Source organism: Avibacterium avium, from assembly GCF_900454535.1.
GTDB lineage: Bacteria > Pseudomonadota > Gammaproteobacteria > Enterobacterales > Pasteurellaceae > Avibacterium > Avibacterium avium.
Window position 1 is genome coordinate 446,077 of record NZ_UGSP01000001.1, and the last position, 14,573, is coordinate 460,649.

Annotated in this window: 18 protein-coding genes; 11 read left to right on the forward strand and 7 right to left on the reverse strand. The window is 42.2% G+C overall.

The genetic code is table 11. The annotated features are described in order from the left end of the window. Positions 1-2: 2 nt before the first annotated feature. Positions 3-572 (forward strand): anthranilate synthase component II, encoded by a 570-nt coding sequence (locus tag DYC50_RS02180; RefSeq protein WP_115248819.1) that lies wholly within the window; start codon positions 3-5, stop codon positions 570-572. 118 nt (positions 573-690) lie between these two features. Next, positions 691-1,170 carry a Dps family protein gene (locus tag DYC50_RS02185; protein ID WP_103853920.1) on the forward strand — a complete coding sequence of 160 codons (480 nt, stop codon included), beginning with the start codon at positions 691-693 and terminating at the stop codon, positions 1,168-1,170. A 102-nt stretch (positions 1,171-1,272) separates the two neighbouring features. Here the strand turns inward: DYC50_RS02185 and adhE are convergent, their stop codons facing one another. From adhE to oxyR, 3 genes are all read right to left on the reverse strand, one after another. Further along, on the reverse strand, positions 1,273-3,897 hold the full coding sequence (adhE, locus tag DYC50_RS02190) for a bifunctional acetaldehyde-CoA/alcohol dehydrogenase (RefSeq protein WP_115248820.1): 2,625 nt from the start codon (positions 3,895-3,897) through the stop codon (positions 1,273-1,275). Between the two features lie 259 nt (positions 3,898-4,156). Further along, positions 4,157-4,777 carry an HTH-type transcriptional repressor FabR gene (gene fabR, locus DYC50_RS02195; protein ID WP_115248821.1) on the reverse strand — a complete coding sequence of 207 codons (621 nt, stop codon included), beginning with the start codon at positions 4,775-4,777 and terminating at the stop codon, positions 4,157-4,159. Between the two features lie 9 nt (positions 4,778-4,786). After that, positions 4,787-5,686, reverse strand: a complete 900-nt coding sequence (gene oxyR, locus DYC50_RS02200; protein ID WP_115248822.1) for a DNA-binding transcriptional regulator OxyR — start codon at positions 5,684-5,686, stop codon at positions 4,787-4,789. 138 nt (positions 5,687-5,824) lie between these two features. Here oxyR and DYC50_RS02205 point away from each other — a divergent pair, with 138 nt between their 5' ends. Then, positions 5,825-6,556, forward strand: coding sequence for a glutathione peroxidase (locus tag DYC50_RS02205; protein WP_115248823.1), 732 nt, complete (start codon positions 5,825-5,827; stop codon positions 6,554-6,556). 74 nt (positions 6,557-6,630) lie between these two features. Here DYC50_RS02205 and DYC50_RS02210 read toward each other — a convergent pair whose 3' ends face one another. Next, positions 6,631-6,852, reverse strand: coding sequence for a SlyX family protein (locus DYC50_RS02210; RefSeq protein WP_115248824.1), 222 nt, complete (start codon positions 6,850-6,852; stop codon positions 6,631-6,633). An 86-nt stretch (positions 6,853-6,938) separates the two neighbouring features. On the opposite strand from DYC50_RS02210, the gene DYC50_RS02215 reads away from it, so the two are divergent. The 5 genes from DYC50_RS02215 to DYC50_RS02235 all read left to right on the forward strand — a co-directional run bounded on the left by DYC50_RS02215 (position 6,939) and on the right by DYC50_RS02235 (position 9,468). Beyond that, positions 6,939-7,643 (forward strand): FKBP-type peptidyl-prolyl cis-trans isomerase, encoded by a 705-nt coding sequence (locus tag DYC50_RS02215; RefSeq protein ID WP_115248825.1) that lies wholly within the window; start codon positions 6,939-6,941, stop codon positions 7,641-7,643. Between the two features lie 75 nt (positions 7,644-7,718). Then, positions 7,719-8,384, forward strand: coding sequence for a helix-turn-helix transcriptional regulator (locus DYC50_RS02220; RefSeq protein ID WP_115248826.1), 666 nt, complete (start codon positions 7,719-7,721; stop codon positions 8,382-8,384). Then, positions 8,384-8,764 carry a sulfurtransferase complex subunit TusD gene (gene tusD, locus DYC50_RS02225; protein WP_115248827.1) on the forward strand — a complete coding sequence of 127 codons (381 nt, stop codon included), beginning with the start codon at positions 8,384-8,386 and terminating at the stop codon, positions 8,762-8,764. Before DYC50_RS02220 ends, tusD begins: the two co-directional genes overlap by 1 nt. Continuing rightward, a complete protein-coding gene (tusC, locus tag DYC50_RS02230; protein ID WP_115248828.1) occupies positions 8,761-9,123 on the forward strand; it encodes a sulfurtransferase complex subunit TusC in 363 nt (120 codons plus the stop codon). The genes tusD and tusC overlap by 4 nt, the downstream gene beginning before the upstream one ends. Before the next feature lie 33 nt (positions 9,124-9,156). After that, entirely contained in the window at positions 9,157-9,468 is a 312-nt protein-coding gene (locus tag DYC50_RS02235) for a DsrH/TusB family sulfur relay protein (protein ID WP_115248829.1), read from the forward strand. Positions 9,469-9,563: 95 nt separating this feature from the next. Here the strand turns inward: DYC50_RS02235 and nfuA are convergent, their stop codons facing one another. After that, positions 9,564-10,148 (reverse strand): Fe-S biogenesis protein NfuA, encoded by a 585-nt coding sequence (gene nfuA, locus DYC50_RS02240; RefSeq protein WP_115248830.1) that lies wholly within the window; start codon positions 10,146-10,148, stop codon positions 9,564-9,566. A gap of 108 nt (positions 10,149-10,256) precedes the next feature. Continuing rightward, the gene (locus tag DYC50_RS02245; protein ID WP_115248831.1) at positions 10,257-10,946 is read right to left on the reverse strand and encodes an amidophosphoribosyltransferase; all 690 of its coding nucleotides are present in this window, start codon (positions 10,944-10,946) and stop codon (positions 10,257-10,259) included. 157 nt (positions 10,947-11,103) lie between these two features. Here DYC50_RS02245 and DYC50_RS02250 point away from each other — a divergent pair, with 157 nt between their 5' ends. Genes DYC50_RS02250 through DYC50_RS02260 form a run of 3 tightly spaced genes read left to right on the forward strand, consistent with a single transcriptional unit; the run spans position 11,104 to position 13,748 of the window. Then, entirely contained in the window at positions 11,104-11,931 is an 828-nt protein-coding gene (locus DYC50_RS02250) for a Cof-type HAD-IIB family hydrolase (protein WP_115248832.1), read from the forward strand. 12 nt (positions 11,932-11,943) lie between these two features. Beyond that, positions 11,944-12,786 (forward strand): hypothetical protein, encoded by an 843-nt coding sequence (locus DYC50_RS02255; RefSeq protein ID WP_115248833.1) that lies wholly within the window; start codon positions 11,944-11,946, stop codon positions 12,784-12,786. 44 nt (positions 12,787-12,830) lie between these two features. Next, entirely contained in the window at positions 12,831-13,748 is a 918-nt protein-coding gene (locus DYC50_RS02260; protein WP_115248834.1) for a Dyp-type peroxidase, read from the forward strand. 37 nt (positions 13,749-13,785) lie between these two features. Here the strand turns inward: DYC50_RS02260 and DYC50_RS02265 are convergent, their stop codons facing one another. Continuing rightward, positions 13,786-14,499 (reverse strand): tRNA1(Val) (adenine(37)-N6)-methyltransferase, encoded by a 714-nt coding sequence (locus DYC50_RS02265; protein WP_115248835.1) that lies wholly within the window; start codon positions 14,497-14,499, stop codon positions 13,786-13,788. Positions 14,500-14,573: the final 74 nt, after the last annotated feature.

Below are 14,573 nucleotides of genomic sequence, written 5' to 3' on the forward strand. Positions count from 1 at the left end.
AGATGAACACAAATTTATTAATTATCAATAATCACGATTCTTTTACTTATAATTTAGTGGATTTAATTCGCCAATTTGACGTGCCGTTTTCTGTGGTGAATGTGAAACAGCTAAACCTTGATGAAGTGGATAATTTCAGCCATATTTTGATTTCCCCCGGCCCTGACGTGCCGAGTGCTTATCCACAACTGTTTGCGATGTTGGAGCGCTATCAGCATAGCAAATCAATTTTGGGTGTTTGCCTTGGGCATCAAACCCTGTGCCAGTTTTTTGGTGCAACTTTGTATAATTTGCCACAAGTACGACACGGGCAAGCGAAACAAATCAAAGTGCGGTCAAATTCTGCTTTATTTTTCGGCTTGCCTACGCGATTTCAAATTGGGCTTTACCATTCGTGGGCTGTCTCGCAGCAGCATTTTCCGCCCCAATTGGAGATTACCGCCACTTGTGAAGATGATGTGATTATGGCAATGCAGCATCGCCATTTGCCAATTTTTGGCGTACAATTTCACCCAGAATCTTATATTTCAGAACTGGGTAAGGCGTTAATTGCTAACTGGTTGAAAACTTAAAGCTATCGAACTTTTAACAATAAATAGCTTTAGACTATCAAATCTATCATTTATATCCATTTTATTTGTAAGGGATTAATCCCTATTATATTTCCAACAAAAGAGAGGAGAACATACTATGGCAACAAATATCGGCTTAGACAAAGCGACTTCAGAAAAATTAGCACAAGAACTCAATAACTTACTTGCGACTTATCAAGTATTTTATATGAACGTGCGCGGTTATCACTGGAACATTAAAGGGGTAAACTTCTTTGAATTACACGCAAAATTTGAAGAAATTTATGATGATTTAGTGGTGAAAGTGGACGAAATCGCAGAGCGTATTTTGACGTTAGGCTACACCCCAAGTAATGCGTTCAGCGAGTATTTAACCAAATCTTTAATCAAAGAACACACAGGCGTGAGTGCAGCACAAGACTGTTTAAGTGGCACATTAAGCGGTTTCAAAACCTTGTTAAAACAACAACGTGAAATCTTAGCCTTAGCCGCTGATGCAGATGATGAAGGCACCGCTTCACAAATGAGCGATTACATCAAAGAGCAAGAAAAATTAGTGTGGATGTTTACTGCTGCTTGTGAAAGTTGCAACAGCTAATTTTTCTCGTAAAAAAGCGAATAAAAAACCACCGCACTTTAAAAGAGCGGTGGTTTTTTTCATTTCTTTTTACTGATTAGGGTCAATCAGCCTTATAGCCAATTAATATTGGCTTGGATCATAACCATAATAAGCATTGGTTAAAATAACCTCCATATCTTCCACTAATGGCAAGCGTGGGTTCGCCGGTGAGCATTGGTCTTCAAAGGCAAGCAAGGCAATATCACGGCGTGCGTCAAGCCAAGTTTGCTCATCAATACCTTGTTCTTTGAAGGACATTTGAATTCCTACGCTAGCGGCTAAATCATAACAAGCTTGGGCGAAAGATTTCACGCCCTCTTCTGGGGTTGCGCAAGGCAAGCTGAGCATACGCGCGATTTCTTGGTATTTCACATCAGCTTTGTAATGATTGTATTTCGGCCAAGTTGCCACTTTTTGTGGACGTGTGCCGTTATAACGAATCACGTGCGGCATTAAAATCGCATTGGTACGTCCGTGTGGTGTGTGGAAACGTCCGCCAATTTTGTGCGCGAGCGAGTGGTTCATTCCTAAGAACGCATTGGCAAAGGCCATTCCCGCCATTGTTGATGCGTTGTGCATTTTTTCGCGCGCTTCTGGATCTCTTTCTTTCACTGAACGCTCAAGATTTTCAAACACGAGTTTAATCGCTTGCAAGGCTAAACCGTCAGTAAAATCGTTGGCGAGTACAGAAACATAGGCTTCCGTCGCGTGTGTCAGGACATCTAAGCCTGTATCTGCGGCAACGTGAGCTGGCACGGTCATTACCAGCGCAGGATCAACAATGGCAACGGTTGGAGTGAGTGAGTAATCGGCGATTGGATATTTTTTATCTCCCTCGGTGATCACCGCAAATGGCGTTACTTCAGAACCTGTACCTGAGGTGGTTGGAATACCAATAAAGCGGGCTTTGCGTCCTAATTGTGGGAATTTGAACGCACGTTTACGGATATCCATAAATTTCTGTACGAGATCGCGGAAATCCACTTCAGGCTGTTCATAGAATAACCACATTACTTTCGCCGCGTCCATTGATGAGCCACCGCCTAGGGCAATAATGGTGTCTGGTTTGTAGCTACGGATTAGCTCAACCCCACGGCGTACGGTTTCAATGCTTGGATCTGGCTCAACATCGGCGAATAATTGATAGGTAACGTGATTGCCGCGTGCGGTGATTTGTTTCGCAATTTTTTCTACAAACCCTAAATCTACCATTGTGCGGTCGGTGATGATCACCACGCGTTCCATTCCTTTCATTGATTGTAAATATTGGATTGAATCCCGTTCAAAATAGATTTTTGAAGGCACTTTAAACCATTGCATATTATTTCTCCGTCTGCCCACTCGTTTAATATTTAATAAATTCACCGCACTTACGTTGTTGCCTACGGAGTTTTTACCGTAAGAGCCACAACCAAGGGTTAAAGATGGCAAGAAGGAGTTATAAACGTCCCCGATACCACCAAAAGTGGACGGTGAATTCCAAATCACACGAATGGCTTTCACTCGCTCACCAAATTCTTTGGCAAGGGCTGCGTCTTTGGTGTGAATGGCTGCAGAATGGCCTAAACCGTTAAATTCCACCATTTGTTCGGCAAGTTTCACCCCTTCTTCACGGGAATGGGATTTAAGCAAGGCTAGCACAGGGGAAAGTTTTTCACGAGTGAGTGGCTCTTTTGGCCCAACTTCTTTACATTCAGCTAACAGAATATTGGTTTTTTCTGGCACTTCAAAACCAGCTTGTTGCGCGATCCAATGGGCGGGTTTACCCACTACGTTGGCGTTTAATTTTGCCCCTGCACAGTTTGCGCTGTTCGTTTTTGCTCCGAACATAAATTCTTCCAACATCGCTTTTTCTTTTTTATTGACTAGGTAAACACCGTAAGATTTCATCTCTTTAATGAAATCGTCATAGATTTCCGCGTCAACAATCGCTGCTTGTTCAGATGCGCAGATCATTCCGTTATCAAAGGCTTTGGACATCACAATATCGTGTACTGCTTGTTGAAGATCAGCGCTTTTTTCCACATAAGCTGGCACATTTCCTGCCCCTACACCTAAAGCAGGTTTACCGCAAGAATAAGCCGCTTCAACCATTGCGTTACCGCCTGTAGCTAAAATGGTTGCGATACCGGGGTGTTTCATTAAGGCTGCTGTGCCTTCCATTGATGGTGTTTCAATCCATTGAATACAATGTTTTGGCGCCCCCGCTGTCACCGCAGCATCATAAACAATACGCGCAGCATGAGCGGAAGATTGTTGTGCAGAAGGGTGGAAAGCAAAAATAATTGGGTTACGAGTTTTGAGGGCGATAAGGGCTTTGAAGATGGTGGTGGAAGTTGGGTTAGTGGTCGGCGTGATACCGCAAATCATCCCAACAGGGTCGGCAATTTCGGTAATGCCTGTGACATCATCTTCACTAATCACCCCAACGGTTTTGAGATTCCGCATATTATTCACCACATATTCGCAGGCAAATAAATTTTTCATTGCTTTATCTTCAAACACACCGCGCCCAGTTTCTTCATAAGCGTGCATTGCAAGCACACCGTGCTGATCGAGCGCCGCCACCGAGGCTTTCGCCACAATGTAATCAACCTGTTCTTGGTTGAGCTGGCGGAATTCTTCTAAGGCAACCAAGCCTTTTTCCACCAAGGCGTTCACTTCTGCTTGAGCTAGGCTAATTGTGTTTTCAACCACGTTACTCATAATGATTTCTCCTAAAGTTTTAAATTGATAATTTTTTCCTACAGAAATTATACCTATTTGGAGTAACTGGAACTGAAACAATTTTGCATTAAGAAACGAAAGACTGATCTAGATCAAAGAGAAAATATGCTTATTTAACAAATGTTTAACCTATACTTAACAAGGTTTTAAATGAAGTGTCAATGAAAGGGAGAAAATAAAAAATCCGCTCGATTTTGAACGGATTTAAGTCAATAAAAGTAGAAAAAATAGAAAAAAATCACCGCTCTTTTTGTTCTTTCTGGGCGGCATAGGCAGCCCCTTTTGCCAACATTCTTAATTGTAAGATAACGCGATTTTTCAATTGTTCCCGTTCTTCTTTTGCCATATCCAAGGCATTTGCACCAGCGGTGAACACCAGTGTAACAATGCCCTCTGCTTGAATATAAGCAATGTGGCGGGAATAGCCATTGCGTTCGGCAATATATTCTGCCAGTTCGTCAATGAAATGCTTAATTTCCCGTGCGGCGGCGGTACGGAACGCGTGCGATGTGCCTGAGCTTTCACGCAATAATAGGCGGAAAACGTTGGTGCTGTGGGTGATAAATTCAAAAAACGTATTCACCGAAATCACGATAACGCTACCGCCATTTTCCAACCGTTTTCGTGCTTGGCGCATTAATTGGCGCAGCATTAGACCTGCTTCGTCCACCATTTCTAGGCCGAGTTCGTCCATATCACGAAAATGGCGATAAAAAGAGGTAGGCGCGATGCCTGCTTCTCTTGCCACTTCACGCAAGCTCAGATTGGAAAAACTTTTTTCTGCACTGAGCTGATTAAAAGCTGCACTGATCAACGCGCGTCTGGTTTTTTCTTTTTGAATTGCACGAACGCCTGCCATTTTGCCCTCTTATTTTTGTTGAAGGATCGGGGTAATGATATTGCTAATGGTGTTTGCCACCCGTTCATAACGCATTCTTAATGGAGAACCAGGGCGGTAAATTAATGCTACGGTGCGTGAGGGTTCTGGCACACAAGGGAGGTATTTCACCCCTGTGCGATTGCCTTCATTTAGCACCGCAAGCTCTGGCATTAAGGTTATTCCTGCGTTGGCGGAAACCATATTGCGTAAGGTTTCAAGGCTGGTGGCTTGGAAATGGGGATTTTCTTTTGCTCCTGCGGTGAAGCAATAGCCCAGCGCTTGATCGCGTAAGCAATGCCCATCATCAAGCATTAGCATTTCGCAGCCTTTGAGTTTGTCCATTGGAATACTGTTCTCTTTTGCCCAAGGATGCTCTTGGGAAATCGCAAGCAACATTTTTTCTTTAAATAATGGCACTTCAATAAAGGCTTCGGTTTCTGGCACGGTGGCAAGAATAGCGCAATCTAAACGTCCACTTTCCAGTTGCTCTAGCAGCTGGTGAGTTTGCGCTTCATATAAAAATAGCTCTAAATCAGGAAAAGCTTGTTTCAGTGCAGGCATAATATAAGGCAGCAGATAAGGCCCAAGGGTTGGGATCATTCCGATATGCAATGGCCCGGTCATTTCTTTGCCTTGATTGCTTGCCATTTCTTTCAGCACTTTAACTTCGCGCAACACGGTGCGTGCTTGTTCCACAAGGAGCAAGCCCGATTGGGTAAATAACACTTTACGGCTAGTGCGTTCTAATAAAATGATGCCTAGTTCGTCTTCCAGTTTGCGGATTTGTCCGCTTAGGGTTGGTTGGCTAACGTGGCAGGCATCTGCGGCTCGGCGAAAATGTTTGTGTTCGGCGAGCGCCACTAAGTATTCTAAATCACGGATATTCATATTTTCTCAGCTTCCTCCATCATAGAAAGGAACAATTAAAAGGATAGGTATTAATCGTTTGTAACTATATCACGATTTTCACTATAATTCACCCCGTCAATAAGAAATCATTATTTTAATCGCAATAGGAGAAAGATTATGACAGCAACAATGGAAGGAAAAAAAGTTCCTCAAGTAACATTCCATACTCGTCAAGGCGATCAATGGGTTGATGTAACCACTTCAGATTTATTTGATAACAAAACGGTCGTGTTATTTTCATTACCGGGTGCATTTACCCCAACTTGTTCATCAACACACTTACCACGTTATAACGAATTAGCTTGCGAATTCAAAGCCTTAGGTGTGGACGATATTATCTGTTTATCTGTAAACGACACTTTCGTAATGAACGCGTGGAAAGCAGATCAAGAAGCAGAAAACATCACAGTAATCCCAGATGGTAACGGTGAATTTACTGAAGGTATGGGTATGCTTGTGGATAAAGATGACCTTGGCTTTGGTAAACGTTCTTGGCGTTATTCAATGCTTGTGCGCAACGGTGTGGTGGAAAAAATGTTCATCGAGCCAAACGAGCCGGGCGATCCGTTCAAAGTGTCTGATGCAGATACAATGATCAAATATTTAAAACCTGATTGGCAAGCAAAACCTTCAGTGTCTATCTTCACTAAACCAGGCTGCCCATTCTGTGCAAAAGCAAAAGGTTTATTAAAAGTGAAAGGTTACACCTTTGAAGAAATCGTATTAGGCCGCGATGCAAGCACCATCTCTGTGCGTGCGATCACGGGTAAAACCAGCGTGCCACAAGTATTCATCGGTGGGGAGTACATCGGTGGAAGCGAAGATTTAGAAAAATACTTCGCAGAATAACAAACTCCATAGCATAAATTAGAACTTCCTATAAAAATATTGGCTAATCCTTGTGATTAGCCTTTTTTATTGCCTTAATAATGCGGTGGTGGCGTTTCTTCTGCTTGGCTTGCGATATTAGACGGTTGTAAATCTTTTAACTTCGCAGCCAAATGACGCAACTGCAACTGCATTTTTTCAATGATGAATTGTTGCTCAATCAGGGCTTGGTTTAATTCTTCAATGGCGTGTTCTTGAAATGCCACTTTGGTTTCTAATTCGGCAATTTGTTTTGCTTGCTCAACTTGAATTTGCATAAATAATCCTTAAATAAAGGTTGTTAAATTGCATAATACAATTTAACCTATCGAAATCATTCGATCATTATAAAGGATTACAGAAAATGTTAAAAATTCAAAAATATTCACTGATCACGCTCGCATTAAGTGCGGTGGTTTCTAGCACCGTTTTTGCTGATCAAGCAGCGGACAAAAAATTCAATGATGAAGCCTCTTATGTGGTGGGCTATGCCACAGGAAAACAATTCCTTGAAACCTTAATCAACGATCAAAAAGATGTGATCAGTTACGACAAAGCTCGCGTATTACAAGGCGTGAACGATGCCTTAGAGGGCAAAGGCGATTTAACGGATCAACAAATCCAAGAAAAATTAAAAGCGATTGGCGACAAAGTGTATGAAGCGCGTCAAGCAAAAGTGCAAGCTGAAAATGAAAAATTCACCGCAGACTTTATGAAAAAAGACGGTGCGAAAAAAACCGCTTCAGGCTTAATGTACCGCATTGAAAAAGCAGGTGAAGGTGCGGCGATCAAACCTGATGATATGGTCAAAGTGCATTACACGGGGAAATTGGCCGATGGCACCGTGTTTGACAGCTCCGTAGAACGTGGTCAGCCAGCAGAATTCAAATTAAATCAAGTGATTAAAGGCTGGACAGAAGGGCTTCAGTTAGTCAAAAAAGGCGGCAAAATTGCCCTGCTTATTCCAGCAGATTTAGCCTATGGCAAACAAGGCGCAGGCCCAATTCCACCTAACTCAACCCTTTATTTTGATGTGGAAGTATTAGACGTTACCCCTGAGAAAAAATAAGAAAAAAAACACCGCACTTTGTATTCATTGAAATAAAAGTGCGGTGGATTTTTCCATCATTTTGAGATAAACCCAATGCTAACGGATAGACGCCCTTTTACTGATGAAGATCGTGCGATTTTAAATTCCTATGTGGCGGTGGTGGACGGCGTGAGTGCCTTAATCGGCAGTCATTGCGAAATCGTGCTACATTCTCTTGAAGATTTTGAACATTCTGCCATTTGCATTGCCAACGGGCATAACACCCACCGCAAAGTGGGATCGCCAATCACCGATTTTGCCTTGAAATCGCTCAAAACAATGCAAACGGAGAATGTTTCCAAGCCTTATTTTACCCGCGCAAAAGGCACGGCGTTGATGAAATCCGTCACCATCGCCATTCGCAATCAAGAAAAACGCATTATTGGTTTGCTGTGCATTAACATTAATTTAGATGTGCCGGTAACCCAATTTATCCAAGCCCTTATGCCGCCTGCGGAGCAACAGTCTGCTTCTGAAGTGAATTTCGCCAGCTCGGTGGAAGAACTGGTTAGCCAAACCATCGAACAAACCGTGCAAGAAATCACCGCTGATCGCTTGGTGGCAAACAATAATAAAAATCGCCAAATTGTGCTTTCGCTCTATGAAAAAGGGATTTTTGACATCAAAGATGCCATCAATCTAGTGGCGGAGCGGCTGGATATTTCACGCCATACGGTGTATTTGTATATTCGCCAAATCAAGCAAGACGAGATGAAATAATGCGCTATGTGATTGCAGTAAAACAGCCTGTTTATGGCTCACAAGGGGCATTTTTAGCCTATCAACTCGCCCACGCCTTGCTTGAAAAAGGGCATCAAATCAGCCAAGTTTTTTTTATGCAAAATGGCGTAAGTAACGGCAACGGTTTTGTGTATCCAGCCAATGATGAATTTAATTTACAACAACATTGGCAAGCCTTGAGTGAGCAGCACCATATCCCTTTGCATCTTTGCATTGCGGCTTCGCAACGCCGTGGCGTGGTGGACGCTTTAACGAGCAAAGATAAACAGCAAAATAATCTGGCAAAAGGCTTTGTGTTAGCAGGATTAGGCGAGTTTAGCCAAGCCGTGCTACAAGCAGATCGAGTGATAACCCTATGATTAAACTGGCTTTTGTGTTTACCCAACCGCCTTATGGCACGGCCGCTAGCCGTGAGGGCTTAGATGCGCTTCTTGCTGCCACCGCCTTTTGTGATGAAAGCGAAATTGCGGTCTTTTTTCTTGATGACGGGGTTTTCAATCTCATTGCCAATCAACAAAGCGAAAAAATCTTACAGAAAAATGTCAGCCAGCCTTTCAAATTAGTGGAATTATACGACATCGAACAGCGTTACCTGTGCCAACAATCCGTACAAGCCTTACACCTTGAAAAAGCAAATTGGCTATTGGATTGCGAAATATTGCCCCGTGCGGCGTTAATGGAAAAATTACAACAAGCAGAAAAAGTACTGACTTTTTAGCGTGCTTTTTCATTCTTTTTGCAGGAAATTATTATGCTTTACACCTTCGCCAAAGCTGATTATGACAGTCAAACCTTGCAACGCTATTTCGCTCATTTTCATTCACAAGATTGTGTGGTGCTGTGGCAAGATGGTGTCCTTCTTCCCCTTAAATATCCAGAACTTTTTGCACAATTATCCGTGCCTTGTTATGCACTAGAAAACGACATCTATGCTAGAAATCTGCAAGAAATTGCACCGCACTTTGTTAATTCCTATGAAAACAATGAAAGTAAAGTGCGGTTGATTTCTCTACAAGATTTTGTGGCGCTGACCGAGCGGTATTTCCCACAAATAGCGCTATGATTTGATACCAATCAGGGCAAAGATCAATTTTCTATAAAATCAAAAAACAAGGGCGTATTACTTACGCCCTTGATTGAATAGGGTTTTCGTGAATCTTAATAATAAGAATGCTCACCGCGTTGATGTTCGGTTACGTCTTTCGCCCCTTTTAATTCACCGGGGAACAAGCTTACCAGTTGTTTTTCAATGCCATCTTTTAGCGTTACATCAACCATAGAACAACCGTTACAGCCACCGCCAAATTGTAAAATTGCATAACCATCTTCAGTCAGATCAATTAAGGTGATATGCCCACCGTGGCCTGCTAGTTGCGGATTAATTTGGGTTTGAATGACATATTCCACGCGCTCAATTAAAGGGGCATCGTCTGCCACTTTACGCATTTTCGCATTCGGCGCCTTAAGGGTAAGTTGCGAGCCTAATTCTTCCGTAACATAATCAATTTCCGCGTCTTCCAAAAATGGTAAGCTCACTTCATCAACAAAGGCGGAGAACGTATCATATTTCATTTCTGTATCGGAGGCTTCCACGCTGTTTGGTGGGCAGTAAGACACCCCACATTCCGCACTTGGCGTGCCGGGATTCACCACAAAAATGCGGATATTTGTGCCTTCTTCTTGCTGATCTAATAAACGGCGAAAATGTGCTTGCGCCGCGTCAGAAATCGTAATTTGTTGCATTATTTATTCCTCAGTAATACTTGAGCTAGATAGTCAGGCATCATACCGCTAGATAGACTTTTTTTCCACCTTTTCTTTTATTCGGTATTTTCTATAATCAAGGGATTGCTAAGTGTGAAAAGCCCGCGCTACCCCCCAAACTTGAATATTTTCCACCCCTAACTGACGGAAATGTTTAGCAATTTCGTTTAGGGTTGAACCTGTAGTGATCACATCATCAACCAACGCAATGGAACGATAATTTATCTCTTGATTAGCAAACTTAAAGGCGTGTTTTAAATTTTGCCTGCGTGCCTTAGCGTTTAAACCAAGCTGAGGCGGTGTGCGCTTTACCCGTTGAATAAATTGCGAATAGCAAGGAATATTCAGCCATTTGGCTAAGCGTTTAGCGATTAAATCAGCTTGATTATAACCCCGTTGCCACTGACGAAAATGGTGCAGCGGCACAGGAAAAATCGCTTGTGGAAAGTGCAGGGAATGTAGCCGTCTTGCCTCATAAACGGCCAACAGCAGCAAGCGTGCTAAGGTTTTGTCTAACCAAAATTGACGATGAAATTTGAAATTTTTGATCATTTCAGCCAAAGGCGAAGTGTAATGCCCGATCAGTACCATTTGATCCCAATATGGCATTGCATTAAGACAAAATCCACAGCGTTGAACATAGCTTGCCGTAGGCATTCCGCAGCAACCACAATAAACATAGCGTTCAATGTTGCGATTGCATTTTGAGCATACGCCTGCATTTCGGATTGAGAGCGATTGTTGGCATAATACACAACGGAAAGCGAAAAAATTCATTAAATTTACACCGCACTTTTAACTGGATTTTTAACCTTATCAGCACAAAGGAATTTAAGGATTTTGTGTAATAAGTAAATTTTTTGCGATTAATTTTTCGATCTAGATCGCAATAATGGTAAAATTTACAGCAATTTTTAGAAAAAGAGAGTAAAAAATGACAGCGGTTAATGATCTTCAGCATAACAATCGCCAAGCAATCAAAGCGGTTTTCTTTGATATTGACGATACCTTGTTTCGTAAACATAACGGTTTTTTTCCTGAAAGTGCCAGACTTGCCATTCAAAAATTGCAAGATAAGGGCATTTTAGTTGGCATTGCCACAGGGCGCACACGCTGTGCTTTCCCTGAAAAAATTAATCAAATGATCGCGCAACAAGGCATTGATACCTTTGTAACAATGAACGGGCAGTATGCGGTTTACCAAAATGAAGTGATCGAAAAGCACCCAATTCCAACGGAGAAAGTACAAAAATTGGTGGATTTTTTTGATGCACAGCAAATAGCCTATGCCTTTGTGGCAAGTGATAAAGTGTGTGTTTCTGAAATTACTCCAAGATTAAAAGAAGCGCTCGATCCGATCACCACAAAGTATCAAGTGGACAAAACCTTTTTTAAACATAACGAAGTGTTTCAAGTGTTGGCTTTCTATGCCGAAGATCAAGATGAACTGGTGGCACAAGCGCATATTTTAGATGATCTGAAAACGGTACGTTGGCACGAAAATTCGGTGGATATTTTTGATGCTGAAGGCTCAAAAGCAAGGGGAATTGCTGCGATTGCACGCCATTTAGGTTTTACCTTAGAGAATGTTATGGCGTTTGGCGATGGTTTGAATGACATCGAAATGCTTAGCTTAGTGGGCGTTGGCGTGGCAATGGGAAATGGACACGATACGTTAAAAGCTCTCGCCAATTACGTTACTGATCATCTTGAAGAAGATGGTATTTATAATTTTCTTGTAAAATCAGGTTTGATTGAATAATAAGGAAAACCAATGTTAAAGCTTGATGCACTAAAAACAATGTATCCCGTTATAATGACCCCAAGCCATGACGGGAAATATTTTCATAATTATGTCATTTCATTACTCAACTTAACAGAGGCCGCGTTAAATTTAGGCTTACGTTTGCAAGTTTCTTTACAACGAGGCGAAAGTTTGATCACGCGAGCAAGAAATAATGCCGTTGCAGAATTTTTAGCCAATAAACAATGGACACATTTATTTTGGATTGACTCCGATATCGGTTTCTCTGCTGATGCCGTTTTGCGTTTATTACTGTCAGATTATGATATTGCAGCAGGGGTTTATCCCCTAAAATACGAACAATTTCCAAGTGAAATTCCTGCGGGAATGACAAAGCAGGAATTTGAATCTGCCAGCACAAGATATACGGCAAACACAGGGAGCGTAAAAGGCGATAAAGTGCAATTAGAAATTCAACCCGATGGCTTTATGGAAATAGATGAAGCGCCAACAGGTTTTATGTGCATAAAACGTGAAGTATTTGAAAAAATGATGGCGCATTATCCCGAATTGCAATATGTGCCAGATAGCATTGGTTACCAAGATTTAGGACTACATTATCGCTTTTTTGATGTAATGGTTGATCCACAAACCAACCGTTACCTTTCCGAAGATTATGGATTTTGCTATTTATGGCGTAAAATGGGCGGAAAAATTTATATTGATTGTCAATCTAATCTCACCCACCAAGGAGCGAAATTATATACGGGTGATTTTGCTAATTCGCTTATTCGCAACCTGCCGAATGCCATTGGAGCGCCAACAGGCAAAATAATGCAAATTGACGGTTTGCAATATCTAAAAACAGAATAAAAAAACACCGCACTTTAAAAGTGCCTCTAACGAAAGGAAATATTATGGCTGCTTTACAAAATGTTCTTGATGAACCAAACAAAAACACTATTTTTATGGTGTGGAATTTTCACGATGATGTGGACGTAAAACCTGCGTTTCAACAACTCTGCGGATTAATTGGCAATCTTAATAATTCAGCGAAAACCCGTTTTCCTGATGCCAAAGCCAGCGTAGTAATGGGCATTGGACACGATGCGTGGTTACGCCTTGGTTTACCACAGCCGTTGCCAAAAGAGCTTGCCCCTTTTGAGCCAATTAAAGGTGCAAAATATACTGCCGTGGCAACCCGTGGCGATTTGCATTTCCATATTCGTTGTGATCAACCAAGCTACTGCTTTGACATTGCACAAAATATCACCGATGTATTACACGATGTGGCAAAATGCGTGGTGGATATTCAAGGCTTCCGCTATTGGGACGGACGCAGTATTCTTGGCTTTGTGGACGGCACAGAAAACCCACACGATCCAGAAGACCGCATCTTATTCGGTACTGTAGGGGAAGAAGACCCAGCTTACCAAGGCGGTAGCTATTTGTTCGTACAAAAATATGTTCACGATATGCAAGCGTGGCGTGCGTTGCCATTAAGCGAGCAAGAAAAAGTGTTCGGCCGCTCTAAAGCAGATGACATTGAAATGGACGACGACACCAAACCAGCCAACAGCCACAGTGCCTTAGCTAACGTGGGCGATGATCGCAAAGTCATTCGCGACAATATGCCATTTTCTGCTAACGGCGAAGTGGGAACTTATTTCATTGCCTATGCCAACACCTTCAGCACCGTGCAAGCAATGTTAAACAATATGTTTATCGGCAATCCAGCAGGCAATTACGACCGCTTGCTTGATTTCAGCCGCACCCGCACAGGCACGCTTTTCTTCGTCCCAACCTTAGATATGTTGGATGAATTTGCGGAGTAATCTCATCAACCTAGCACGTTTGTGCTAGGTTTTTTATTCAAAACCTCAAATAAAACCCTTTCGTTAGCGCCATGAAATCAGGGTGGTATTGATTATTTTCGTCATAAATAATCAGTTGTGAATATTGCATAGGTTCAGCTAGTTTACGAAAAGTGAGTAACATTCGTTGTGGTGGCTTGCCAATTTTTGTGATCACATCACATTGTTCTGTGCAATAAAGTGCGGTGCTTTTTTGCAAGGTTTTTCCTGCTTCATAAGGCAGGATAAATTGAATTTTCCCTTGTTCATTTAAGCATTGTGCTGCTACATTGAGCCAGTCATTATGGCTTTGTTCAAGAGTGTAGCGCGCAAGATCACGTTGTGCGTTTTTGCAAGCCTGTGCAGGTTCAAAATAGGGCGGATTGGCAACAATTAAATCAAAAAAGTGCGGTGGATTTTGTGCGAATTTTGCAATATCCATTTGATATAGCGAGATTTTCTCAGCCCAAGGGGAAGCCTGAATATTTTCCTGCGCCTGTTCTGCTGCCGAATTATCAAGCTCCACCGCGCTAATATGGCAATCTTGCGCCGTGCGTTGTGCTAACATTAACGCAATTAACCCCGTGCCTGTGCCGAGATCCAAAAGGTTTTTTGCCCCTTGAATATCTGCCCAAGCGCCAAGCAAAATGCCGTCAGTTCCCACTTTCATCGCACAGCGATGATGATTAACCTGAAACTGCTTAAAGCGAAAACCTTGATTTTTCGTTGCCATAAACTTCCCAAAAATTGACCGCACTTTGCCCTCAAAGTGCGGTATAATCTGCACTAATTTTTTCCTAATAGTAA